Source organism: Rheinheimera sediminis, from assembly GCF_004005375.1.
In the GTDB taxonomy this organism is placed as follows: domain Bacteria; phylum Pseudomonadota; class Gammaproteobacteria; order Enterobacterales; family Alteromonadaceae; genus Pararheinheimera.
In genome coordinates, this window is sequence record NZ_RZUF01000002.1 from 146,228 (window position 1) to 169,171 (window position 22,944).

At 45.4% G+C, this 22,944-nt stretch carries 18 protein-coding genes; 16 read left to right on the forward strand and 2 right to left on the reverse strand.

The window, feature by feature from the left end; genetic code table 11:
* Positions 1–182 precede the first annotated feature (182 nt).
* From EMM73_RS01735 to EMM73_RS01770, 8 genes are all read left to right on the forward strand, one after another.
* A complete protein-coding gene (locus tag EMM73_RS01735; RefSeq protein WP_127684741.1) occupies positions 183–1,163 on the forward strand; it encodes a PstS family phosphate ABC transporter substrate-binding protein in 981 nt (326 codons plus the stop codon).
* Positions 1,164–1,347: 184 nt separating this feature from the next.
* Positions 1,348–3,636, forward strand: coding sequence for an ABC transporter permease subunit (locus EMM73_RS01740; RefSeq protein WP_127684742.1), 2,289 nt, complete (start codon positions 1,348–1,350; stop codon positions 3,634–3,636).
* Between the two features lie 15 nt (positions 3,637–3,651).
* On the forward strand, positions 3,652–5,331 hold the full coding sequence (pstA, locus tag EMM73_RS01745) for a phosphate ABC transporter permease PstA (protein WP_127684743.1): 1,680 nt from the start codon (positions 3,652–3,654) through the stop codon (positions 5,329–5,331).
* Positions 5,332–5,391: 60 nt separating this feature from the next.
* Positions 5,392–6,204: a phosphate ABC transporter ATP-binding protein PstB gene (pstB, locus tag EMM73_RS01750; RefSeq protein WP_127684744.1), complete on the forward strand. Its 813-nt coding sequence runs from the start codon at positions 5,392–5,394 to the stop codon at positions 6,202–6,204.
* A 107-nt stretch (positions 6,205–6,311) separates the two neighbouring features.
* Complete coding sequence (gene phoU / locus EMM73_RS01755; protein WP_127684745.1) at positions 6,312–7,022, forward strand: phosphate signaling complex protein PhoU; 711 nt, start codon at positions 6,312–6,314, stop codon at positions 7,020–7,022.
* Positions 7,023–7,190: 168 nt separating this feature from the next.
* The gene (locus tag EMM73_RS01760) at positions 7,191–7,865 is read left to right on the forward strand and encodes a TIGR00153 family protein (protein ID WP_127684746.1); all 675 of its coding nucleotides are present in this window, start codon (positions 7,191–7,193) and stop codon (positions 7,863–7,865) included.
* Positions 7,866–7,884: 19 nt separating this feature from the next.
* Positions 7,885–9,153, forward strand: a complete 1,269-nt coding sequence (locus EMM73_RS01765; RefSeq protein ID WP_127684747.1) for an inorganic phosphate transporter — start codon at positions 7,885–7,887, stop codon at positions 9,151–9,153.
* Positions 9,154–9,341: 188 nt separating this feature from the next.
* Positions 9,342–10,253, forward strand: coding sequence for a hydrogen peroxide-inducible genes activator (locus EMM73_RS01770; RefSeq protein WP_127684748.1), 912 nt, complete (start codon positions 9,342–9,344; stop codon positions 10,251–10,253).
* 19 nt (positions 10,254–10,272) lie between these two features.
* Here the strand turns inward: EMM73_RS01770 and EMM73_RS01775 are convergent, their stop codons facing one another.
* Positions 10,273–11,025, reverse strand: coding sequence for a substrate-binding periplasmic protein (locus EMM73_RS01775; RefSeq protein WP_127684749.1), 753 nt, complete (start codon positions 11,023–11,025; stop codon positions 10,273–10,275).
* Positions 11,026–11,209: 184 nt separating this feature from the next.
* Between EMM73_RS01775 and queA the strand changes: the two genes are divergently transcribed.
* The 6 genes from queA to EMM73_RS01805 all read left to right on the forward strand — a co-directional run bounded on the left by queA (position 11,210) and on the right by EMM73_RS01805 (position 18,657).
* On the forward strand, positions 11,210–12,244 hold the full coding sequence (queA, locus tag EMM73_RS01780; RefSeq protein WP_127684750.1) for a tRNA preQ1(34) S-adenosylmethionine ribosyltransferase-isomerase QueA: 1,035 nt from the start codon (positions 11,210–11,212) through the stop codon (positions 12,242–12,244).
* Positions 12,245–12,520: 276 nt separating this feature from the next.
* Complete coding sequence (tgt, locus tag EMM73_RS01785; protein WP_127684751.1) at positions 12,521–13,654, forward strand: tRNA guanosine(34) transglycosylase Tgt; 1,134 nt, start codon at positions 12,521–12,523, stop codon at positions 13,652–13,654.
* Positions 13,655–13,707: 53 nt separating this feature from the next.
* A complete protein-coding gene (gene yajC / locus EMM73_RS01790) occupies positions 13,708–14,046 on the forward strand; it encodes a preprotein translocase subunit YajC (RefSeq protein ID WP_127684752.1) in 339 nt (112 codons plus the stop codon).
* A 12-nt stretch (positions 14,047–14,058) separates the two neighbouring features.
* Positions 14,059–15,909, forward strand: coding sequence for a protein translocase subunit SecD (gene secD, locus EMM73_RS01795; RefSeq protein WP_127684753.1), 1,851 nt, complete (start codon positions 14,059–14,061; stop codon positions 15,907–15,909).
* A 9-nt stretch (positions 15,910–15,918) separates the two neighbouring features.
* A complete protein-coding gene (secF, locus tag EMM73_RS01800) occupies positions 15,919–16,860 on the forward strand; it encodes a protein translocase subunit SecF (protein ID WP_127684754.1) in 942 nt (313 codons plus the stop codon).
* 555 nt (positions 16,861–17,415) lie between these two features.
* Positions 17,416–18,657 (forward strand): malic enzyme-like NAD(P)-binding protein, encoded by a 1,242-nt coding sequence (locus EMM73_RS01805; RefSeq protein ID WP_127684755.1) that lies wholly within the window; start codon positions 17,416–17,418, stop codon positions 18,655–18,657.
* 65 nt (positions 18,658–18,722) lie between these two features.
* On the opposite strand, the gene metJ is transcribed toward EMM73_RS01805, so the two are convergent.
* On the reverse strand, positions 18,723–19,058 hold the full coding sequence (metJ, locus tag EMM73_RS01810; RefSeq protein WP_127684756.1) for a met regulon transcriptional regulator MetJ: 336 nt from the start codon (positions 19,056–19,058) through the stop codon (positions 18,723–18,725).
* 211 nt (positions 19,059–19,269) lie between these two features.
* Here metJ and metB point away from each other — a divergent pair, with 211 nt between their 5' ends.
* Together metB and metL are read left to right on the forward strand one after the other, a co-directional pair.
* On the forward strand, positions 19,270–20,547 hold the full coding sequence (metB, locus tag EMM73_RS01815; protein ID WP_127684757.1) for a cystathionine gamma-synthase: 1,278 nt from the start codon (positions 19,270–19,272) through the stop codon (positions 20,545–20,547).
* A 5-nt stretch (positions 20,548–20,552) separates the two neighbouring features.
* A complete protein-coding gene (gene metL / locus EMM73_RS01820; RefSeq protein WP_261373302.1) occupies positions 20,553–22,940 on the forward strand; it encodes a bifunctional aspartate kinase/homoserine dehydrogenase II in 2,388 nt (795 codons plus the stop codon).
* The last annotated feature ends 4 nt before the right edge of the window (positions 22,941–22,944 follow it).

A 22,944-nucleotide genomic window follows, 5' to 3' on the forward strand; every position in this document is an offset into this window, starting at 1 on the left:
CGTCTGGCTAGTTTTTAACAGTCAAGTCGTCGCAAATCTTCTTGTAGTTTTAAAAAAAACTGATAAAGGTCACAGGATGCTCTGTCTTTTCGTCATATTAGTGTCATATTTCTTTCTTATGATGGACGCCAGAAAACAACCTGAACCACGAACAGGCATTTGTCTGTTGTGAGGAGAGCAACGTGAAAGTAGCAAAATTGTTTACATCAATCAGTCTGATTGCCGCCACTTTAGGCCTGACAGCTCAGGCAGCCATTATCGAAGCCGATCCTAAATTACCAGCTTATGTAAAAGCCACTGGTGTTTCAGGTAACATTTCCAGCATAGGTTCTGATACGTTAAACAACCTGATGACCAAATGGGCTGAAGAATTCCGTAAGCAGTACCCGAATGTGAATATTCAGATCCAGGGTGCAGGGTCTTCTACTGCTCCTACCGCTCTAACTGAAGGTACATCCAACTTCGGCCCTATGAGCCGTGCGATGAAGCCATCAGAAGTACAGGAATTTGAAGCCAAGTATGGCTACAAGCCAATGGCCGTTCCAGTGGCTATCGACTTACTGGCTGTGTACGTCAACAAAGACAACCCATTGCAAGGTCTGACTATTGCTCAGGTAGACGCTATTTTTTCTGCAACCCGCAAATGTGGTTATAAAGAAGATGTAACGCGCTGGGGCCAGTTAGGTATGGAAGGCGCATGGGCTAATCGTGATTTTACTATGTACAGCCGTAACGCAGTGTCTGGTACTTATGGTTATTTTAAAGATGTTGCCTTGTGTGGTGGTGACTTTAAATCCAGTATCAACGAACAACCAGGTTCTGCCTCAGTAGTGCAGGGTATCAGTGAGTCAATCAACGGTATCGGCTACTCAGGTATCGGTTATATCACTTCAAGCGTAAAAGCTCTGCCTTTAGCGAAAAAAGAAGGTGAGCCGTTTTATGCACCAAATGCGGACCACGCTTTAGACGGTAAATACCCGTTATCACGTTTCCTTTACGTTTATGTGAACAAGCACCCTAACAAAGAAATGCTGCCTTTAGAGCGTGAATTTGTTCGCTTTGTTCTGTCTAAAAATGGTCAGGATGTAGTAGCACACGATGGCTACGTACCTGTACCTGCTTCAGTGGCTGCTAAAGCTTTGGCTGATTTAAGCATCCAGTAAGCCCAGCTCAAATCATATGGGGCCAGAGCAGATTGTGAATGGCTCACAATCTGCTCTGGCCCCATTTTCATTTTAAATGCCTGCAATGTGTCATTTATATGACAAAGTTCCGTGATGTAATATTTCCGTCACAAAACTCTACTATAGTTGCCAACATCTAAAAGTAACTGGTGGTATAGCAACTATGCACTCAACCCATCCAAGTCAGCAGTCAGCCGGTGATGCACCGCGTTCCTTACTGCCAACTGGTGAACGTCGTGCCCGTTTACGGCGCTGGCGCTCTGTTAAAGATAAAATCTCCAAATATGGCATCAGCTTTGCCGGCATCAGTGTGGTGCTGGCTTTTGCTACTATATTTGTTTACCTGTTTTCTGAAGTAGGGCCTTTGTTTTCCTCTGCCTCAGTGGATCAGAAAACCAGCTATCAAAGCCCGACTGCAAAACCTCTGCATAGCAATATAGAGCGTTATGGTGAGATAGGTTTAACAGTGACAGCAGATGCCAAGCTGCAGTTTTTTAATGCGGATACAGGGGAGCTGAAGCAGCAAGTGCAGCTGGCTTTGCCTGCTGATGTCACAGTCACTACTTTTGCCAAAGCTGACCCTCGTACCGGCACTATCATTTTAGGTTTATCTAACGGTCAGGCATTGATTGCCAAGCATGAATATTTGCTGAGTTATCCAAATGATAAACGTCAGGTCAATCCTAAGGTTAGTTACCCTTTAGGCGAAGCTCCTGTGCAGGTGGATGCCCAAGGTCAGGCTTTAGTGGCTATTGCTATACAGGAAAAAGACGAAAACCGGATGTTGAGTGCTTATACGGCTGATGGTCGTTTAGTGCTGTCAAATATGGTGGCCGAAACTGTATTCCTGACCGGCGAAACCACTGTAGTTCGCACAGATTATACTTTGCCAGATGCTCCAGCTTCAGCCAGCAGAATACTGATCGACAATACCTTTCAAAACCTGTTTGTTGCGGATAAAGCCGGACAAATCCATTATTACGCCATCAATAACCCGGAGCAGGCGCGTTTAGTGCAAAGCGTCAATGCCGTCAGTTCTGGTGCGCAGATCACCGCCATTGAGTTTCTGGTCGGTACTGTGTCTTTGATTGTGGGCTCGTCTACCGGTGAATTGAGTCAGTGGTTTTTAGTACGTGACCAGCACAATAACTTCGACTTAAAACAAATTCGTGATTTTGAGCAACATCCTGGTGCTATTACTCAGATTGAAGCTGAATATTCCCGCAAAGGGTTTATGGCCATTGATGACAAGGGACATTTAGGTATTCATTACGGCACCTCGGCCCGAACTTTATTTTTAGACGCTTTTGATGATGAGCTGCAGCCGCAACAAATAGCTATCTCTCCCATTAATACCAATTTCCTGCTGTTAGACACTAAAGGCCAGATGCATAAATTTGAGCTGGAAAACGCCCATCCGGACGTATCTTACACAGCGCTGTGGAATGAAGTCTGGTACGAAGGCCGTGATGAAGCCAAATACATTTGGCAAGCTTCTGCCGGTTCAGATGAATTTGAAGCCAAAATGAGCATGGTGCCTTTAGCTTTAGGGACTTTAAAAGCCGCATTTTTTGCCATGTTGTTCGCTACACCTCTGGCCATTATGAGTGCCATTTATGTCGCTTACTTTATGACGCCAGTGCTGCGTGGCAAAGTGAAGCCTACCATCGAAATTATGGCGGCCTTACCTACAGTTATTCTTGGCTTTCTAGCAGGTTTATGGCTGGCGCCTTTTGTTGAAGAATATTTAAGTGCTGTGTTCGCCATTCTGATCCTGATGCCCTTTATGATGTTAGGTGCAGCTTACTTGTGGCGCTTTATGCCTGAATCTATCCGCAACCGTTTTGGTTTAGGTTGGGAAGCGGCGTTTTTAGTGCCTGTAATTATTCTGTTTGGTTACCTGGCTGTGAGTGCTAGCCCAGTAATAGACAATGCTTTTTTTGATGGCAGTTTACGCCAGTGGTTTACAGATAATGGCATTAACTACGATCAGCGTAACGCGTTAATTGTTGGTATCGCCATGGGTTTTGCTGTGATTCCAAATATCTTCTCTATTGCTGAAGATGCCATTTTTAATGTGCCTCGCCACTTAACTCAGGGGTCTTTAGCCTTGGGTGCTACACCATGGCAAACCATGGTCGGCGTCGTATTACCAACAGCCAGTCCTGGTGTGTTCGCGGCAGTGATGGTTGGTTTTGGCCGTGCTGTGGGGGAAACCATGATAGTACTGATGGCGACAGGTAACAGCCCAGTAGTGAACTTTAATATCTTCGAGGGGATGCGTACTTTATCCGCCAATATAGCGGTGGAGTTACCTGAGACAGCTGTTGGCAGCACCCACTTCCGTGTGTTGTTCCTCGCCGCGCTGGTGTTGTTTGTCTTTACCTTTGTATTTAATACCCTCGCCGAAGTGATACGGCAGCGTTTACGTCAACGCTTCAGCAATCTGTAATTAAGGGGCACTTTGATGAAATCTTTATTTGGCGTAAGAGCCTGGTTCAGATCAGGGACTCCCTGGATTTGGTTAAACGCCGGTGCTATCGCTTTGTGTCTGGTGATGGTGATAGGTGTGTTGGGTTTAATTGTAGTACGTGGTGGCAGTCACTTCTGGCCAGCAGATTTACAGCAGACTGAATGGTCGCCTGAATCTGGTCAGAAAAAAGTCATTATGGGTGAACTGGTTCGTGCTGAAACAGTGTCTGCTGTGATGCTGCGTGAGTCAGGTGCTACAGTGCCGGCAGAGCTGGAAGCTGTGACCCGTTATTTGGTCAAAGTAGGTAACCGTGATCTGTATGGTCGGGATTTCTCCTGGTATATGGATTATGAAATTAGCGGCTGGACTGCACCAGAAGGTGCTATTGCACTGGAGCGTCGTGAGCGTGGTAATTTTTATGGTTTCCCATTAAAGTTAAATGAAGGCGACACCTTGATTGCTGAGGGCACTGCCATGTGGCCTGAACTGTTGAAGCGGGTTGAACGTGCCAACGGTATTTTTCAGCAGATGAAAGATATCGAAAAAAACGATATCAGCCGTATCAACAACCAAATTGAGAAGTTACGTTTAACTGAGCGTCGTCTGGTTCTTGATAAAGTGTCTGATGCTGAAATGGCTGAATTCAAAGCGCAGGCCGAAGCTGAAAACCAAGTGCTAAACGACGAATATGCAGTGATCCAACAAAAACTGGATCAACTGCGAGCAGAGTCTAATCGTGACAGTTTGGTTGCTCGTTCTGCTGAAGGCCGCGAAGTGACTATTTCGTTGGCTAATATAGTGAATGCTTTTGCGCCTAACGATATGTCGGTATGGCAAAAGACGAAACATTACTTTAACGGTATCGCGACTTTCCTCAGTGAAGAGCCACGGGAAGCCAATACCGAAGGCGGTATCTTTCCTGCTATTTTTGGTACTGTCACTATGGTTATTCTAATGGCCATTATCGTCACGCCTTTTGGTGTGCTGGCGGCCATTTACTTGCGTGAATATGCCAAGCAAGGACCACTGCTGAAGATCATCCGGATTTCGGTCTACAACCTGGCAGGTGTACCTTCTATTGTTTATGGTGTTTTTGGTTTAGGCTTCTTTGTGTACATTATGGGCGGCAGTATCGACCAGTTGTTTTACCCTGAAGCTTTACCAAGCCCGACTTTTGGTACTCCGGGTTTATTCTGGGCGTCGTTAACGCTCGCCCTGTTAACTTTGCCAGTCGTTATCGTATCGACTGAGGAAGGTTTATCCCGTATTCCAAGTACTATTCGTATGGGTAGTCTGGCCTTAGGTGCAACCAAGTCTGAAACCTTATGGAAAGTGGTTGTGCCGCTGGCCACTCCGGCTATGATGACGGGTTTAATTTTGGCTGTAGCCCGAGCCGCAGGCGAAGTAGCTCCACTGATGTTGGTAGGCGTGGTGAAATTGGCACCAACATTACCGATAGATGGCAATTTCCCTTACATCCATTTAGATCAAAAAATTATGCACTTAGGTTTCCATGTGTTTGATGTGGGTTTCCAGAGTCCAAACGTTGAAGCTTCGCGTCCGTTGCTTTACGCAACTGCGCTGGTGCTGGTGTTGTTGATTGTGGTGCTGAATATGGCGGCCATTTATATGCGTAACAGATTACGCGAGAAATACCGCAGCGATACTGATTAGATTGCAGCAGGCCTGCACTGCAGGCCTTTAATCACAGAATTTCATAGAATGGTAATGAAGATGAATCAAGATAAATTAACAGCTCCACCAGTAGAAAACGAATTGAAATTATCGGAAGAGAAAATCAAGCTTCAGGTCAACGATCTGAAACTCTATTATGGTGATGCGCTGGCACTAAAAAGCGTCAACATGACGATCCCAGAAAAGCGTGTTACCGCGTTTATCGGTCCTTCAGGTTGTGGTAAATCTACTTTATTGCGTTGTTTCAACCGGATGAACGATTTAGTGGATATCTGCCGTATTGAAGGCCAGATTTTGATGGATGGTCAAAATATTTATGACCCAAAGGTGGATGTTGCTGAGCTGCGCCGCCAAGTGGGTATGGTATTCCAGAAGCCGAACCCATTTCCAAAAAGCATTTATGAAAACGTAGCTTACGGCTTGCGCTTACAAGGTGTCAAAGACAAACGCGTGCTGGATGAAGTGGTAGAAACGTCATTAAAAGGCGCGGCTTTATGGAATGAAGTAAAAGACCGTTTGCATGACAATGCCTTTGGTTTGTCAGGCGGTCAGCAACAACGTTTGGTGATTGCCCGGGCTATTGCCATTGAGCCTGAAGTGTTATTACTGGATGAGCCAGCCTCAGCACTTGATCCAATTTCTACGTTAAAAATCGAAGAGCTGATTTACGAGCTGAAAGATAAATATACTATTGTGATTGTAACCCACAATATGCAACAGGCCGCCCGCGTCTCCGACTATACTGCTTTTATGTATATGGGTGATTTAATAGAGTTTGATGCCACCAATAAGATGTTTACCAATCCATCGCAGCAACAAACTGAAGATTACATCACAGGCCGTTTCGGTTAATAAAAGTCATACCTTGAGTAAGTCGAAGTAGCAGCGAGACGACTAACAAGCAAGAGCGGTTGACAAGACTGCTGCTGGAAGTACCAAGGGTATTGGAGGAGAGAGCGATGGACAAAATGAATTTAACGAAGCATATTTCCAGTCAGTTTAATGAAGAAATTGAGCAGGTACGCAACCATGTAATGGCCATGGGCGGCTTAATTGAACAGCAACTGGCTGATGCACTGAATGCTATCGCCAGCAGTGATGCTGATTTGGCCCGTCAGGTGATAGCCAATGATGAAAAGGTCAACGACTGGGAAATTAAAATTGACCATGAGTGCACTCGCATTATTGCCAAGCGACAACCTGCTGCCAGCGATTTACGTTTGATTATGGCGATTATCAAAACGATTTCTGATTTAGAGCGTATTGGTGACGAAGCTGAGCGTATCGCTAAAGTAGCGCTTGAATCCTTCAATAGCGCCCAGCAGGACTTGTTGGTCAACCTGGATAATATGGGCCGCCATGTTGCGCAGATGCTGCATGATGTGCTGGATGCTTTTGCCCGTATGGATGTCGAAGCTGCATTAGCTGTACATCGTGAAGATAAAAAAGTAGACCGTGAGTACGAAGCTATTACCCGTCAATTAATGACGTACATGATGGAAGACCCGCGGTCTATACCTAAAATCATGAATGTTTTGTGGTCAGCCCGTTCTATGGAACGTATCGGCGATCGCTGTAAAAACGTGGCTGAATACATAGTTTTCCTGGTCAAAGGCAAAGATGTTCGCCACAGTGATGACGAAAAAATGGAACAGGATGCCCGTAGTTAACTAAAATTGGCAAAATGGGGTCAGGACGCATTCGTTTTTACACAATGTGGCTTGGCCCCATTTTTAGTTTTTATCGCACTCTGATCCCAATTTTATTTTTATTACACTTTGATTGCAGTACAATGCGCGCCGACTTTCGTCAACTCAACAACAAGAGGCACACTTATTATGCCAAATCACTTTTTGGCGGTTTTCGCTAAATCCCCTATCAAGCCACTGGAAGAGCATATCAAAAAGGTATTTGATGCCAGCTTGTTGCTGCTGCCCTTTTTTGATGCAGTGTTTTTAAAAGATTGGGATACAGCGGCTGAAGTTCGCAAATCTATTGTGATGTTGGAAAAGGATGCCGACAACTTAAAACGTGATATCCGTGTGCATTTGCCGCGAGGTCTGTTTTTACCTGTCGAACGAACGGATTTGTTAGAACTGGTTTCACAGCAGGATAAAATTGCGAATAAAGCCAAAGACATTACTGGTCGTGTTTTAGGTCGTGAGTTAGAGATCCCTGCTGCTATTCAAGTAGAGTTTAAAGCCTACCTGCAACGTTGTATTGATGCTGTTGAACTGGCATGTGAAGCAATTAATGAGCTGGATGAGCTGCTGGAAACTGGTTTCCGTGGCCGTGAAGTTGATTTAGTGATCAAAATGGTCGAACGTATCGATGAGATTGAGCATGACACCGATCATTTGCAAATCAGCTTACGTAAATTTGTGCGTAAAGCTGAAGCCGAAATGAACCCTGTTGACGTGATGTTCCTCTACCGCACTTTGGAATGGGTAGGCGATCTCGCTGACTCTGCGTTAAAAGTAGGTTCCCGTCTTGAAATCATGTTGGCTCGATAATTCTTAAGGTAATTCAAACATGGATATTTTAACTACGTACGGCTATACGCTGATTATCGTAGCTGCTGTATTTGGCTTTGTTATGGCTTATGGTGTGGGTGCCAACGATGTGGCAAACGCCATGGGTACTTCTGTAGGTTCCAAGGCATTAACTGTAAAGCAAGCTATTTTTATTGCTGCAATTTTTGAATTCGCTGGCGCTTATTTAGCAGGCGGTTCCGTAACCTCTACTATTCGCAGTGGCATTGTAGACCCTGTTCATTTCGCCGCAGCGCCTGAGCTTTTGGTGTTTGGCATGATAGCGGCCTTGTTGGCAGCTGGCACCTGGTTGCTGCTGGCTTCTTATTATGGCTGGCCAGTCTCTACCACTCACTCTATTGTTGGCGCCATTATTGGTTTTGCTGCTGTGGGCGTGGGTGTAGATGCTGTGGAATGGGGCAAAGTAGGCGGCATAGTCGGTAGCTGGGTCGTGACCCCTGTGTTGGCTGGTGTTCTGGCGTACTTAATTTTTATGAGTGCGCAGCGTTTAATTTTTGACACCGACAATCCACTGGCCAATGCAAAAAAATATGTGCCGTTTTACATGGCTTTTGCTGCGCTGATGATGGCCTTAGTGACTGTGACTAAAGGTTTAACTCATGTGGGGTTAGATTTGAGCACAGAACAAAACCTAATGATCGCCGGTAGTATCGCTGTAGTTGTGGGTATAGTAGGTAAAATCGCCATCAGCCGGGTGCATATAGACCCGATGGCTGATAAAGAAATGCATTTTACCAACGTAGAAAAAATCTTCGGTATTCTGATGATTACCACAGCCTGCTGTATGGCCTTTGCTCATGGTTCTAATGATGTGGCGAATGCCATTGGTCCTTTGGCTGCTGTAGTCAACGTGATTCAATCTGGCGGTGAAGTGGTAGGTAAAGCCAAACTGGATTGGTGGATTTTACCTTTAGGTGCTGTGGGTATTGTGATTGGTTTAGCTACTCTTGGCGCCAAAGTAATTAAAACCATAGGTACTGCGATAACCCATTTAACCCCAAGTCGTGGTTTTGCCGCCGAAATGTCAGCTGCGACCACCGTAGTGATTGCATCTGGTACTGGTTTACCTATCTCTACCACTCAGACTTTAGTGGGTGCCGTATTGGGTGTGGGTTTAGCCCGAGGTATTGCTGCGCTTAATTTAAGTGTGGTGCGTAATATCTTTATTTCATGGGTGGTGACTCTGCCTGTGGGAGCAGGTTTGGCTATTGTCTTCTTCTATATCATCAAGGCTATTTTTAGCGCCTGATAGATTCAGTTCTTTGACGAGAAAGCCCGGCTTATGCCGGGTTTTTTATCTGCAGAGCTGTTGTTTTGCCAATGAAGAATTAGTCCGACAAAAAGTGTAACCTCCGGAGACTGTCGCTAATTCTGCTTTTCTTTTCTTCTTTATTCGATTAAATTGCTTTCAATAGAGGCAAGCCATCGGAATAAAGGATGAAGCGTGTACCCAGTATCAAACAGTTGCAGTATCTGCTTGCTTTGCATGAGCACCAGCATTTTGGCCGTGCCGCGGATGCTTGTTATATAGGTCAGTCTACCTTAAGTGCGGCTATCGCCAATTTAGAGGAAACTATGAGTGCGCAATTGCTGGAGCGCGATCATAAAACCTTTATTTTTACGCCTTTGGGTGAAGATGTGGTGCGCCAGGCAAGATATATAGTAGAGCAGTGTGAAGAGCTGACTGAATTCGCTAAATGTCAGGGCAAGCCTATGGCGGGTCCATTGCGTTTAGGTTGTATCCCGACTATTGCACCTTTTGTATTAAGCGAAGTGATGGCGTTATCGCGTGAACGCTTTCCTGAACTGCAGTTGTTGCTCAGGGAAGACACGACTGAGAATTCCCTGCAGTCCTTGATTGAAGGGCGGTTGGATTTAGTCCTATTGGCTTTGCCTTATGACACCGGTGCCTTGCATACAGAGGTTCTGGCTCAAGATCCCTTTAAACTGGTGTTGCACAAAGACTGGCTTAATCGCGGTTTTCAACAGGATATTAGCCAGTGGCCGGACGAAAGTATCTTCTTACTGGAGCGCGAACATTGTATGACAGGGCATGCAGTGAAAGCCTGTGATCTGGATGATAATCGCAAGGTCAATCCTTTTTTTGCCACGAGTTTGCACACGCTCAGTCAAATGGTAAATAACAAGTTGGGTGTGACCTTTATGCCGCAAATGGCAATAAATAGTGGTTTATTGCGGGGTACAGAACTTGTAGCGCAAAAACCCAATTCAGGTCAGGCTTATCGTGATATTGGAGTGGCATGGCGTCCTACCTCTAGTAAATTGCGCAGTTACCGCCAGATGGCTCAGTTAATCTCTGAGGTTCTGCAACAAAAATGCGGTGACTAAGGACTGACCTTCTAAAGGCTTAGGGCAATTCAGGTAAGGTCAGTTGAGGGTGTTTTTGATAAAACTGCTTCAAGTGACCCATTTGATAAAGCTTAAGAAAACGCTGATCCCATAAGCTTTTAAATAAACGGCCAGATTCATTGTCAGCAAAAGCTACATAAATAGGGTCGCGTAGCAGCTCCTGATAAAGTAAAGGTGGCAATTGTTTGGCGCCTTCGCTTAATAAGTAGTGCTGTAACTCATTTTTCTCTGCAAGGTAAATATCAATTCTGCGATTTTTAACCAGCTCAAGACCTTGTTTAATGTTCCGCACTTCGTAGCCTTTTTCCGGTAAGTCCAATACCAAATGCAAATCATAGGCTAAATCCCATGCCAGTTTATAGTGGGCTAATTGGCTTAATTTTGGCAGTGTCGTGTGCGCAGGGTGGTAAACCGCGACAATCAGATCAAAATCAAAGGGGTGAGCGGAGAGCAACAATCCTTGTCGTGCTTTTATCGATTCATGGGCCGACAGACCGGGAACCATGTGGTATTTCCCTTGTTGCACCTGGTTGATAGCGCGGCCAAAGTGACTGAAATGCCATACCAGTTGCACTTGTTCCGTTGGATAAATCAGTTGAAATAAATCTGCATAAATACCGGAACCATCAGCATTAGTAAAACCCGGCCAGACCTGAGTGCTGATCTTAAGCTGCATTGGTAGCTTTTGCTCAGCCTGAGCAGAGAGAGCTACTAAAAAGCAAAACAAAAATACAGTAGCGCTATACATCATCTGGTTTTGTCCTTAAGCTTTTTTCAAGCTTAGCTTAAATTTAGCTGATTACCGTCGTATTAAAAATAGCTTGTATTGAAAAAAGCATCTTTGTAGACTGCCGCGGCGGCGCAATGGTGCGGCGTACTTGGTGCCGGCATCAATGCCGGTTTGATACAGTTTGTCGGTAAAGCGGACTAGACATATGCAAGTAAAAGATTTTTCCTTCGAGCTGCCAGAGCAGCTGATCGCACGTTTTCCTAAAGCTGAACGTTCCAGTAGTCGTTTATTAAAAATGCAGCGCCAGACTGGTGAGTTGTCCCATCTGGTGTTTACTGATTTGCTTGAACAACTTAATAGTGGCGATTTATTGGTATTTAACAATACCCGTGTGATACCAGCCCGTTTATTTGGTCAAAAAGAATCGGGTGGCAAAGTCGAAATACTGGTCGAGCGGGTCTTGGATTCACAACGCTTTTTAGCTCATGTGCGTGCCAGTAAAGCGCCTAAACCAGACAGTTTTATTTTGGTCGATGACAACACAAAGCTGAAAATGCTGCAGCGCCACGAGACCTTATTTGAGTTGGAGCTGCTAGGCGAAGAGGTTTTATTGACTATGTTAGACAGGCTGGGCCACATGCCTTTGCCCCCTTACATAGACAGACCTGATAGCGACGAAGATAAGCAGCGCTATCAGACAGTATATAACCAGAAGCCGGGTGCAGTAGCTGCACCTACTGCAGGTTTGCATTTTGATGAGCCTTTATTGGCCGGATTAAAAGCCAAAGGCGTTGAGTTTGCTTATGTTACCTTGCATGTCGGGGCTGGAACTTTTCAGCCGGTGCGGGTAGATAATGTGTTGGATCACCAGATGCATGCTGAATACATTGAAGTGGATCAGACTGTCGTCGATGCTATTGTGGCCTGTAAAGCTCGTGGCGGGCGAGTGGTCGCTGTAGGGACTACATCGGTGCGTTCACTGGAATCTGCCGCACAAATTGCTTTGCAGCAAGGCAAAAACTTACAACCGTACAGCGGCGATACCAAGATTTTTATCTACCCTGGCTATCAGTTCCAGGTAATAGATGGCTTAATCACCAACTTTCATTTACCTGAATCTACATTGATTATGCTGGTCAGCGCTTTTAGCCAAAAAGACTATGTGATGCAGGCCTATCAAACCGCTATAGAGCAAGAGTATCGCTTTTATTCCTACGGCGATGCGATGCTGCTGCTGTAAATTTTCCTTAATCGGTCGTAGGGGCGGGTCTTGCACCCGCCCGTCTTGAATTCCAATCCGATGCTAAGTTGGACTTATCCCTGTTCTTCTCTTGCTACCATGGAGCCTATGGACGGGCCAGGACAAGACAAGTCGTGGCCCGTACAATTCGTTGTTTACAATGTTTTTTGGCACTAAAGGCTATACCGCTTTAAGGGTGGGGTTTGGCCTTATCTTCTGCTACAATCGGGCGCGAAAAAAGCCGGACTGTTTTTCTGGCAGAGACTGAGGTAGCACGTGAAATTTGAATTATTAAAAACCGATGGCAAAGCCCGTCGTGGCCGTCTTGTATTCGAGCGCGGAGTTGTTGAAACTCCTGCATTTATGCCAGTTGGCACTTATGGCACAGTCAAAGGCATGACGCCTGAGGAACTGGATGCGACAGGTGCACAAATCTGTTTAGGCAATACCTTCCATTTAATGCTGCGTCCTGGCACTGAAATCATCAAAAAACACGGTGATTTGCATGACTTTATGAATTGGCACAAACCTATTCTGACCGACTCTGGTGGTTTTCAGGTGTTCAGCTTAGGTGAGCTGCGTAAAATCAAAGAAGAAGGTGTGACCTTCCGCTCGCCACTCAATGGCGAAAAAATTATGTTAACCCCTGAGCGTTCTATGCAGGTGCAACGTGATTTAGGCTCAGACATTGTGATGATTTTTGACGAATGTACGCCGTACCCTGCGACAGAGCAGCAAGCGAAAAAATCGATGGAAATGTCTCTGCGCTGGGCTAAACGCAGTAAAGATGAACACGGCGATAATCCATCAGCTTTGTTTGGTATTATTCAAGGCGGTATGTACCCAGAGCTGCGTGATATCTCTTTGCAAGGCCTTGAGGAAATTGGCTTTGATGGTTATGCCATTGGGGGGTTATCTGTAGGTGAGCCGAAAGAGGATATGATTAAAATCCTCAATCACACCACAGGCCAGATGCCTCAGCACAAGCCACGCTATTTAATGGGTGTGGGTAAACCAGAGGACATAGTCGAAGCGGTGCGCCGTGGTATTGATATGTTTGACTGTGTGATGCCAACCCGTAATGCCCGTAATGGCCATTTGTTTGTCAGCACTGGCGTGATTAAGATCCGCAACGCTAAACACAAAGACGATGCGTCTACTTTAGATGCAGAATGTGATTGTTACACTTGTAAAAATTATTCTCGGTCATATCTACACCATCTGGACAGATGCAACGAGATTTTGGGTGCGCGCTTGAATACCATCCACAACCTGCATCATTATCAGAAGTTAATGCAAGGCTTACGTGCAGCTATAGCTGAACAAAAGCTGGAAGACTTTGTAGCTGAGTTTTACCAAAAACGCGGTATGGAAGTGCCGCCACTGGAAACAAGCATTACAGAACAATAAGATTTCATTTTTAATTTTAAAAACTTTTAATTTAAAACTTTAGGGGACATGTGATGAGTTTATTTATTTCTAATGCATACGCCAACGCTCCAGCTCCAGCACCTGCAGGTGGTGGTTGGGATTTACTGATTATGTTAGTGGCTTTTGGTTTGATCTTTTATTTCCTGATCTACCGTCCACAAGCTAAGCGCGTAAAAGAGCATAAAAATCTGATGTCTGCTTTAGGCAAAGGTGATGAAGTCTTAACTCAAGGTGGTTTAGTAGGCCGCATTGCAAAGATTGCTGATGATAAAGACTTTGTGGCTATCGCATTAAACGATACCACTGAAGTGACAGTGCAGAAATCTGCTATCGCTGCCGTACTGCCGAAAGGCACTATGAAATCACTGTAAAAGGATTTTAATGTGTTAAACCAGAACTCCATCTGGCGGTACTTAGTGGTGATCATCGTCATGGGCGTCAGCATGCTGTACGCCCTGCCGAATTTATATCCTAATGACCCGTCGATACAAATCAATGCAACCCGGGGCGCTGATGTGACTCAGCAAACTGTGGATGAATTGCAAAAAGCTTTTACTGAACAAGGGTTAACGCCTAAGTCTGCTGTATTGGAAAAAGGCCAGGTGCTGGTTCGCTTTTTAAACACTGAAGATCAGCTAAAAGCGCGTGAAGTTGCGAATAAGACGTTAGGCGATAATTTTGTCACTGCATTAAATCTTGCCCCTGCTACACCAGCCTGGCTGGATGCTATAGGTGCAGCTCCAATGAAATTGGGTCTGGACTTACGTGGTGGTGTGCATTTCCTGATGGAAGTGGACATGAAAACCGCGATGGAGAAAAACGTCAACGACTTGGTGCTGGTCTACCGAACTGATTTACGTGAAGCCAAGGTTCGTTACCGCGCCGTAACTGCTGATGTGCCAAATTTAAAGGTTAATCTGAGTTTCCGCAGCGCTGAAGATTTAGCTGCAGCTCAAACCTTGTTAAGCGGTAAAGACCGCGACATGACCTTTACTGAAATTGACGATCTGACTTTGGTTGCAGCTTTTAGTGAGATCAAAGTAAAAGCATTGCGTGAAGATGCGGTAGCACAAAATATCACTATTATCCGTAACCGTGTTAACGCCATTGGTGTAGCTGAACCTTTAGTACAGCGTCAAGGCGCAGAACGTATTGTGGTTCAATTGCCAGGTGTGCAGGACACGGCGCGTGCAAAAGAAATTTTAGGTGCAACTGCTACTCTTGAATTCCGCATGGTGGATGAAGCTGGTGATTTGCAAAGCGCGATAGAAGGTCGGGTGCCGCCTAATGCGCAGTTGTACAACGACCGCGAAGGTCGTCCTGTGTTGTTGCAAAAACGTGTAATGTTGACAGGTAACCATATCATTGGTGCGAACAGCAGCTTTGATGAATACAGTCGTCCGCAGGTCAATATTGATTTGGATGCCAAAGGAGGAAACACTTTCTCACAAGCGACCAAAGAAGCTATTGGTAAGAGAATGGCCACTGTATTTATTGAATACAAGCCAACAGATAAAAAAGATGCGCAAGGCCGCACTATTCTTGAGAAAAAAGAAGAAGTGATCAACGTGGCTACTATTCAGGCTCGTTTAGGCCGCAGCTTCCGTATTACTGGCGTAGATAGCCCTGCTGAAGCGCAAAATCTGGCGCTGTTATTACGTGCCGGTGCTTTGATTGCGCCTATTCAGATTGTGGAAGAACGTACCATAGGTCCAAGCCTGGGTCAGGAAAACATTGAGCTCGGTACCAACGCTATTATGGTGGGTATGCTGCTGACCGTTATCTTTATTGCCTTTTACTACAAGTGGGTGGGGGTTGTAGCTAACCTGGCATTGGCCAGTAACGTGGTCTTGCTGATAGGTGTCTTATCTATGGTGCCTGGCGCTACACTAACTTTGCCTGGCATGGCCGGTATTTTATTAACTATAGGTATGGCTATCGATGCCAACGTACTGATCAACGAGCGTATTCGTGAAGAACTAGCCAGTGGTCGTTCTGTGCAGCAGGCTATTCATGAAGGCTACAACAGAGCTTTTGCCACTATTACCGACTCGAACATCACCACCTTCTTAGTGGCTATTATTCTGTTTGGTTTAGGTTCTGGCCCGGTCAAAGGTTTTGCCGTGACTTTAGCCATAGGTATTATCACCTCTATCTTTACCGCTGTGACCGTATCCAGGTTGTTTGTCAATCTGATCTGGGGTGGCCGTAAAGTTGAAAAATTACCTATATAAGGAATTATGATGAAGTTTCTTGATTTTAAAGAACCGCTTAACTTTATGCGCTTCAAGTCGCCAGCCATCATATTTTCTTTGTTGCTGGTGCTGGGATCTTTGTTCAGCATTTTTACCAAAGGTATTAACTTTGGTCTGGATTTTACCGGCGGTATAGTGGTTGAAGCTGGTTTTGAGCAACAAGCTGATTTATCAAAAATACGAAATGCTTTAGCTGCAGATGGTTTTCCTGATGCGGTAGTGCAATATTTTGGTACTTCTACTGAGGTGATGATCCGTATAGCGCCACGCGAAGATGTAGACCAAGCTGTAATTGGTGAGCAGATTATTGGCTCTATCCAGAAAGTGGAATCAGGTGAGGTCACTAAGCGTCGTGTTGAGGTTGTTGGTGCTGCGATAGGTGATGAACTGAAAGATGACGGTATGCTGGCTTTATTAGCCTCTTTTATCGGTATCATGATGTATGTGGCCTTCCGCTTTGAATGGCGGTATTCAGTCGGTTCTGTAGTGGCGTTAATTCACGACGTAATCATTACTGTAGGTATGTTTTCTATCACAGGTATGGAGTTTGATTTAACTGTATTAGCGGCCTTACTGGCGCTGGTGGGTTACTCAATCAACGACACCATAGTGGTATTTGACCGCATCCGCGAAATGTTCCGTAAACTGCGTGAAGCCACAGTTGAAGAAACAGTGAATGAAGCTATAACCTCCACATTGAGCCGTACCACTATCACCTCTGGCACTACCGCTTTGTCTTTGGTGGCACTGTTTTACTTGGGTGGCCCTTTGTTGCATGGATTTGCTGCTGCTTTACTATTTGGCATTGCCATTGGTACTTATTCTTCAATTTACGTAGCAAGCTCTATTGCTGTGTTGTTAGGCGCAAGCCGAGAAGATTTGTTACCTGAAGTGATTGAAAAAGAAGGTGAGAATACCCCCTCACTCTAGTCATAGATGATCAATATTACTAAAGGCCGGTTTCCGGCCTTTTTTTATGCCACCACAAAAATTTATTTTGCATAAAACCATGAGTTGTTATTTGTTCAGTTTTTTAGCTTTGTTTATTGATTTTATTAAGTATTTTAGGTCGCCTAACTGAAGGCTTACATAGTTAAGTACTTTTCTATCAACATTTTCCAGCTAAAGATGAAGTAAAACTGCATGCTTTATCACTGTCATAGATTGTCTGGTCTGATCAGTTTGGTTTTAGCGCTTGGCGCACTGCATAAAACTTGTTATAACAGACGTGTAGAGCTCTATTGTGGATGTTTCAAGCAGTCTGAGCCGAACAGGCATACCCTACAAAAACGCCTGGCGGCATACGGAAACGTCGGAACCAGCCCTACTGAACAGTGTCGTCTCACTGGTACGATCTGAAATTTATTGGTTCTAAAGGGCTGGCTTGCTCTTTAGAATGAGCCACCATTTCGGGTTGCACCACAGCTCATGGCAAATAGAAGATAACAGCCCACAGGGCATACTTACTCATGGAACCTCTTACCTATGTCAGACTTTCGAGAACAGGCGCTGAAGTATCACGCCGAACCTAAACCGGGAAAAATCAGTATTGAGATCAGTAAGCCTGCAGAAACAGTCAAAGATCTGGCTTTAGCGTACAGCCCTGGTGTGGCTGAGCCAGTGCGTGAAATAGCGAATAATATTGATGATGTCTACAAATATACAGGCAAAGGCAATCTGGTGGCTGTTATTAGTAACGGTACCGCTATTTTGGGGTTAGGAAACTTAGGCCCCATGGCATCTAAGCCTGTAATGGAGGGCAAAGCTCTGCTGTTTAAGCGCTTTGCTGGGTTAGACTCTATAGATATCGAGGTCACCCATCGTACTACTGAAGAATTTATCGACACTGTGGCTAATATAGCGGATACCTTCGGCGGTATTAACCTTGAAGATATCAAAGCACCTGAGTGCTTTGAAATTGAAAAAGAGCTGATCAGGCGCTGCAATATTCCTGTGTTTCATGATGATCAGCATGGCACTGCTATAGTCACTGCTGCGGGCTTGCTGAATGCTTTGGAAATTCAGGGCAAAGATATCAGTAAAGTCGTGATTGTCTGTTTAGGTGCTGGTGCTGCCGCTATAGCCTGTATGGAGCTCTTGATCAAATGTGGCGCTAAACGCGAACATATTTATATGCTCGATACCAAAGGAGTGATCCACACCCGCCGCAATGATTTAAACAAATACAAAGAGTTATTTGCCAATAATACTGACAAACGTACTCTTGAAGACGCAATGGACGGAGCCGATGTATTTGTTGGAGTTTCTGGTCCCGATGCTTTACCAGCTGAAGCTTTAAAGTTAATGGCTGATAAACCGGTGATTTTTGCTTGCTCGAATCCAGACCCAGAAATTAAGCCTGAATTGGCTCATGCACAGCGCAATGATTTAATTATGGCGACAGGTCGTTCGGATTACCCGAATCAGGTTAACAACGTTTTGTGTTTTCCTTTTATTTTCCGTGGTGCTTTAGACGTGCGTGCCAAAGTTATAAACGATGAAATGAAACTGGCTGCAGTGCAGGCGATTCGCGCTATCGCCAAAGAGCCTGTATCGCAGGCCGTACTAGCAGCTGCTCAGGTGGATAAACTGGAGTTTGGTGCTCAGTATATTATTCCGAAGCCAATGGACCCACGTTTATTGTCACGTGTCGCTCGTGCTGTTGCTGAAGCCGCTGTGGCATCAGGAGTGGCGCGTTTGCCAATGCCTGAAAACTATATGCTGTAAACAAGCCGGTGTCAGGCCTTGAATGTTGAATCTGATTCAACATTCAAGGCCTGACCCCGTGTCTATTATTCTTCGTCCGATTCCGCTTCTTCAATCACAGGAATTGGCTTACCCATACTGGTTAAAATGTTACGTACTTCCACTGGAATTTGGTGCGGATTGTCTTTGCGTAAATCTTCGTCTGCAGGCAAAGGCTGGCCAGTGAATGCATGCAAAAACGCTTCGCATAATAATTCGCTGTTGGTGGCATGACGCAGGTTATTGACCTGACGGCGTGTTCTTTCATCGGTTAACACTTTCAAAACGTTCAACGGGATAGAGACTGTGATCTTTTTTACCTGTTCGGACTTCTTTCCATGTTCCGCATAAGGGTGAACATATTCACCATTCCACTTTGCCATAAGGATACCTTGATTGAATTTAGTTATATGGTCTGCTGACCTTTGCTACGTTGTCGCGCACGTACACGTAATTGAACGAAATTTTACTTCTTTATACCCCCGAGCACAAACTCTGTGCAAGATTTAATAGTACAGACGTCTAAATGTTTTGACTTCTTATTTTTGCTGGGTATACTTTTAGACGTCTAAACATCTAAATTTGAGGTTTTTTATGAGCAAACAACACTCAGCCACAGTTGCTGCCCGCGCCGGAATAGCGCAGGACTCTGCCTATGGTGCTGTGACTCCGCCTTTGTATCTAACCTCAACTTATGAACTCAAAGCCTTTAAACAACCCGGCAAATATGATTATTCGCGCTCGAACAACCCAACACGGGATTTATTAGGTGATGCCTTGGCAGAGCTGGAAGGTGGTGCTAAGGGTTTAATTACCGGCACTGGCATGTCCGCTTGTCTGCTGGCGCTGCAATTGATAGGCCCGGAAGATACTTTAGTCATCCCCCATGATTGTTACGGTGGCAGTTATCGTTTATTCCTGAATCTAGCCACTCGCAAAAAAGCTTTTAAGCTGGTTGTGGTGAATTTCCAGCAAGCCGACTGGGTAGAACAAATTAAAGCAGCACAGCCAAAAATGATTTGGGTTGAAACCCCAAGTAACCCGTTGCTGCAAATTACTGATGTGAAAGCGACTGCAGAGCTGGCTAAAACACTGAATGCGATTTTGGTGGTAGATAACACCTTCTTATCACCAGCTTTGCAAAACCCTCTAGCTTTGGGTGCTGACATAGTGGTTCATTCCACTACTAAATTTATTAATGGCCACAGCGACATAGTTGGCGGCGCTTTAATTGCCAAAGACGCCGCTGTGGGTGACGAGCTGAAATGGTGGGCGAATTGTTTAGGTGTGACAGGTGGCGCTTTTGATGCCTATCAAACCTTACGTGGCCTGCGCACTTTATTACCCCGTATTAAACAACATCAGCACAATGCAGAGCTGGTGGTGGATTTCCTGCAAAAACAACCACTGGTGGGTCGTGTCTATTACCCAGGTTTAAAAGAGCATCCAGGTCATGCTATTGCCAAAGCACAACAGCACGGTTTTGGTTCTATGCTGAGTTTTGATCTGGCTGCCGAAGAAGCCTATTTAGCAGTATTTTTTGCAGCCCTGCAGTGTTTCACTTTGGCGCAGTCTTTAGGTGGCATTGAAAGCTTAATTTGTCACCCTGGTTCTATGACGCATGCCTCTTTAGATGCAGCCACACAAAAAGCCGCTGGTATAGGTCCAACCTTAATTCGTTTATCTGTGGGTATTGAAGACGCACAAGATTTAATAGCCGATCTGGCACAGGCTTTTGCTGCGGTAGATGCAGCGATAAAGCAAAACCACCCAACAGAAAAAGTTCAGTCAGAGCAAGCAGCAGATTCAGCTTTAGCAAAAAATGAACAGCAGCAATTCAGATTAAATCCGGCACTTAGTGTTTTATGGTGAAAGTGATGAGTAGTAGAGTAAAGAATCAGAACACAGTGCATAAATTTGGTGGCAGCAGCTTAGCCAGTGCTGAACGTTTTTCTGCGGTCGCAGCTATTGTGGCAAAAGAGCCTGAAGCCTGGGTCGTGGTATCAGCACCTGGTGACACCACAGACGAGTTATTGGCTTTAATCGATAGTCGTGAACAGCCAGAGCTTTTTGCTGCGTTGCTACAGCAACTGACTGAAAAGCTGAGTTTACTGATCCAACGCACCTTAAATGAACCTAATGCTGCCGCTCTGCGGCAAAAAGTACAAAGCTGGCTCGCTGAAGTACCGGGCTTTTTAGCTAGCGCTCAATTTAACGATGTATTGGCCATAGGTGAGCGGTTCTCAAGCCAGTTATTGGCCGCTTTACTGAATCAGCAAGGCATAGCTGCCAATGCCATTGATGCCCGAGATTTCTTACGTTTAGATGGCAGCGAAGTGCAATACGAAGTGTCCTCTTCATGGCTGGCACCTTTTGAAACCAGTGGCATTAAAGTAGTCACAGGTTATATTGCCCGTGACTTACAAGGCAACAGTATCACTTTAGGCCGTAATGGCAGCGATTACTCAGCTACTATTGTAGGCCGTCTGGTGAAAGCTCAGGCCATTCATATCTGGACTGATGTGGATGCAATTTATAGTGCCGATCCACGTAAAGTGCCTTCAGCACGGGCTTATCGTCAGGTGCCATGGCAACAGGCTTTAACTTTGGCTCAGTTGGGAAATCCGGTGCTGCATGCCAAGACCCTAAGTCCTTTATTGGATGCACCGGCCGATTTAATAGTACGCAGCAGTTTTGAACCTAATCATCCAGGCTGCAAAGTCAGCCAACAAGCCGCTATTGAAGTGCAGTTTTTAACTGACCTGGCCCAAGCTGCATTAGTAACAGTACCTGGGCACTGTACATTGACTGCTGCAACTGCGGCTTCCGCCTTACAAATTACCGTCTTTGCAGCACCCAATGCTTCAAATCAATGGATAGTCGCCAGCAACCAGGTGGATACTTTATTAAGTTACCTGGCAGGCCAGCAAGTGTTTGCCCGGGTTGATCCGCAGGCCTTTCACGCTGTGGTCTGGGTAAAACCTGCTGCTCGTCAGCAAAAACAAGTCAATGCTGCTGCCGGGCGTTGGTTAGACCGTCAGCAAGCGGCTTTTCATTTTGAAGACGAAGAGCTGGCTTTATGGTTATTCCGAAGCGTTTTAACCTCTTTAGAACTGACAGAGCTACATCAACTATTACTGCCAACTCAAGTACAACTGAATATAGTAGTGGCAGGTACAGGCAATGTGGGCGCTGAGTTTTTAGCTTTATTGGCGAAGCAGCAACAAGCTTTTGCGGGGCAGATCGATTTAAAACTAGCAGGTTTGTTGAATTCCCGTCAGGCGCTTTTTGCCGAAAAAATCGATATTCACAACTGGCAGCAGGCGCTGTCTGCCGCGCCAGCCTATACTGAAGTTCAGCTGGATTTGGCACTGCAGCAACTGCCTGAACCTAAAGTGCTGGTGGATTTAACGCCAAGTCGTGTTTTTGCCGAACGTTATCCGCAGTTTATCAATGCTGGTTTAGATTTAATCAGTGCCAATAAACAAGGTGTGACTTTGCCATTAGCTCAGTATCAGCAGATTAAACAAGCCGCTGAACAGCAGCAGGTGCAGTGGCTGAGCAACACCACTGTAGGTGCAGGTTTACCAGTACAGCGATTATTGCAGGAGCTAAAAAGCAGCGGCGATACTGTGCATCGCATCAGTGGGATTTTCTCCGGTACCTTGTCCTGGTTGCTGGCAAAATTTGATGGCAGCAAAGCCTTTTCCGATTTTGTGTCAGAAGCGCAGCAATTAGGCTTAACCGAACCTGATCCACGGGATGATTTATCGGGTAAAGATGTACAGCGTAAATTGCTGGTGCTGGCACGTGAGTTGGATTTAGCTTTGGATATTAACCAGATTAAACTCGAGCCTTTGTTACCCGCTTCATTAAGCTGTGGCAGTATTGAGGACTTTTGGGCGGGGCGCGCAATTCTGGATCAAGAGTTGGCTGCTTTGCAGCAGCAGGCTAAAGCTGCAGGTAAAGTCTTACGTTATGTCGCCGATTTAAAGATAGAAGCGGGTAAGGCCAAAGCTCAGGTGTCTTTGGTAGCTGTCGCGCCTACTGATCCTCTGGCTGCTATCTTGCCCTGTGACAATGTTTTTGTCATTGAGTCCGACTGGTATCAACAGAATCCATTGGTGTTAAAAGGCCCAGGTGCTGGTCGTCAGGTGACTGCTGGTGGTGTTCATGCCGACTTAGCCATTTTAGCTAAACAAAAAATTGCCGCTGCCAAAGCAGCTAAACATAGTCAGGCTCAGGCCGCAGCCTGGGTGAAGTGAGAAA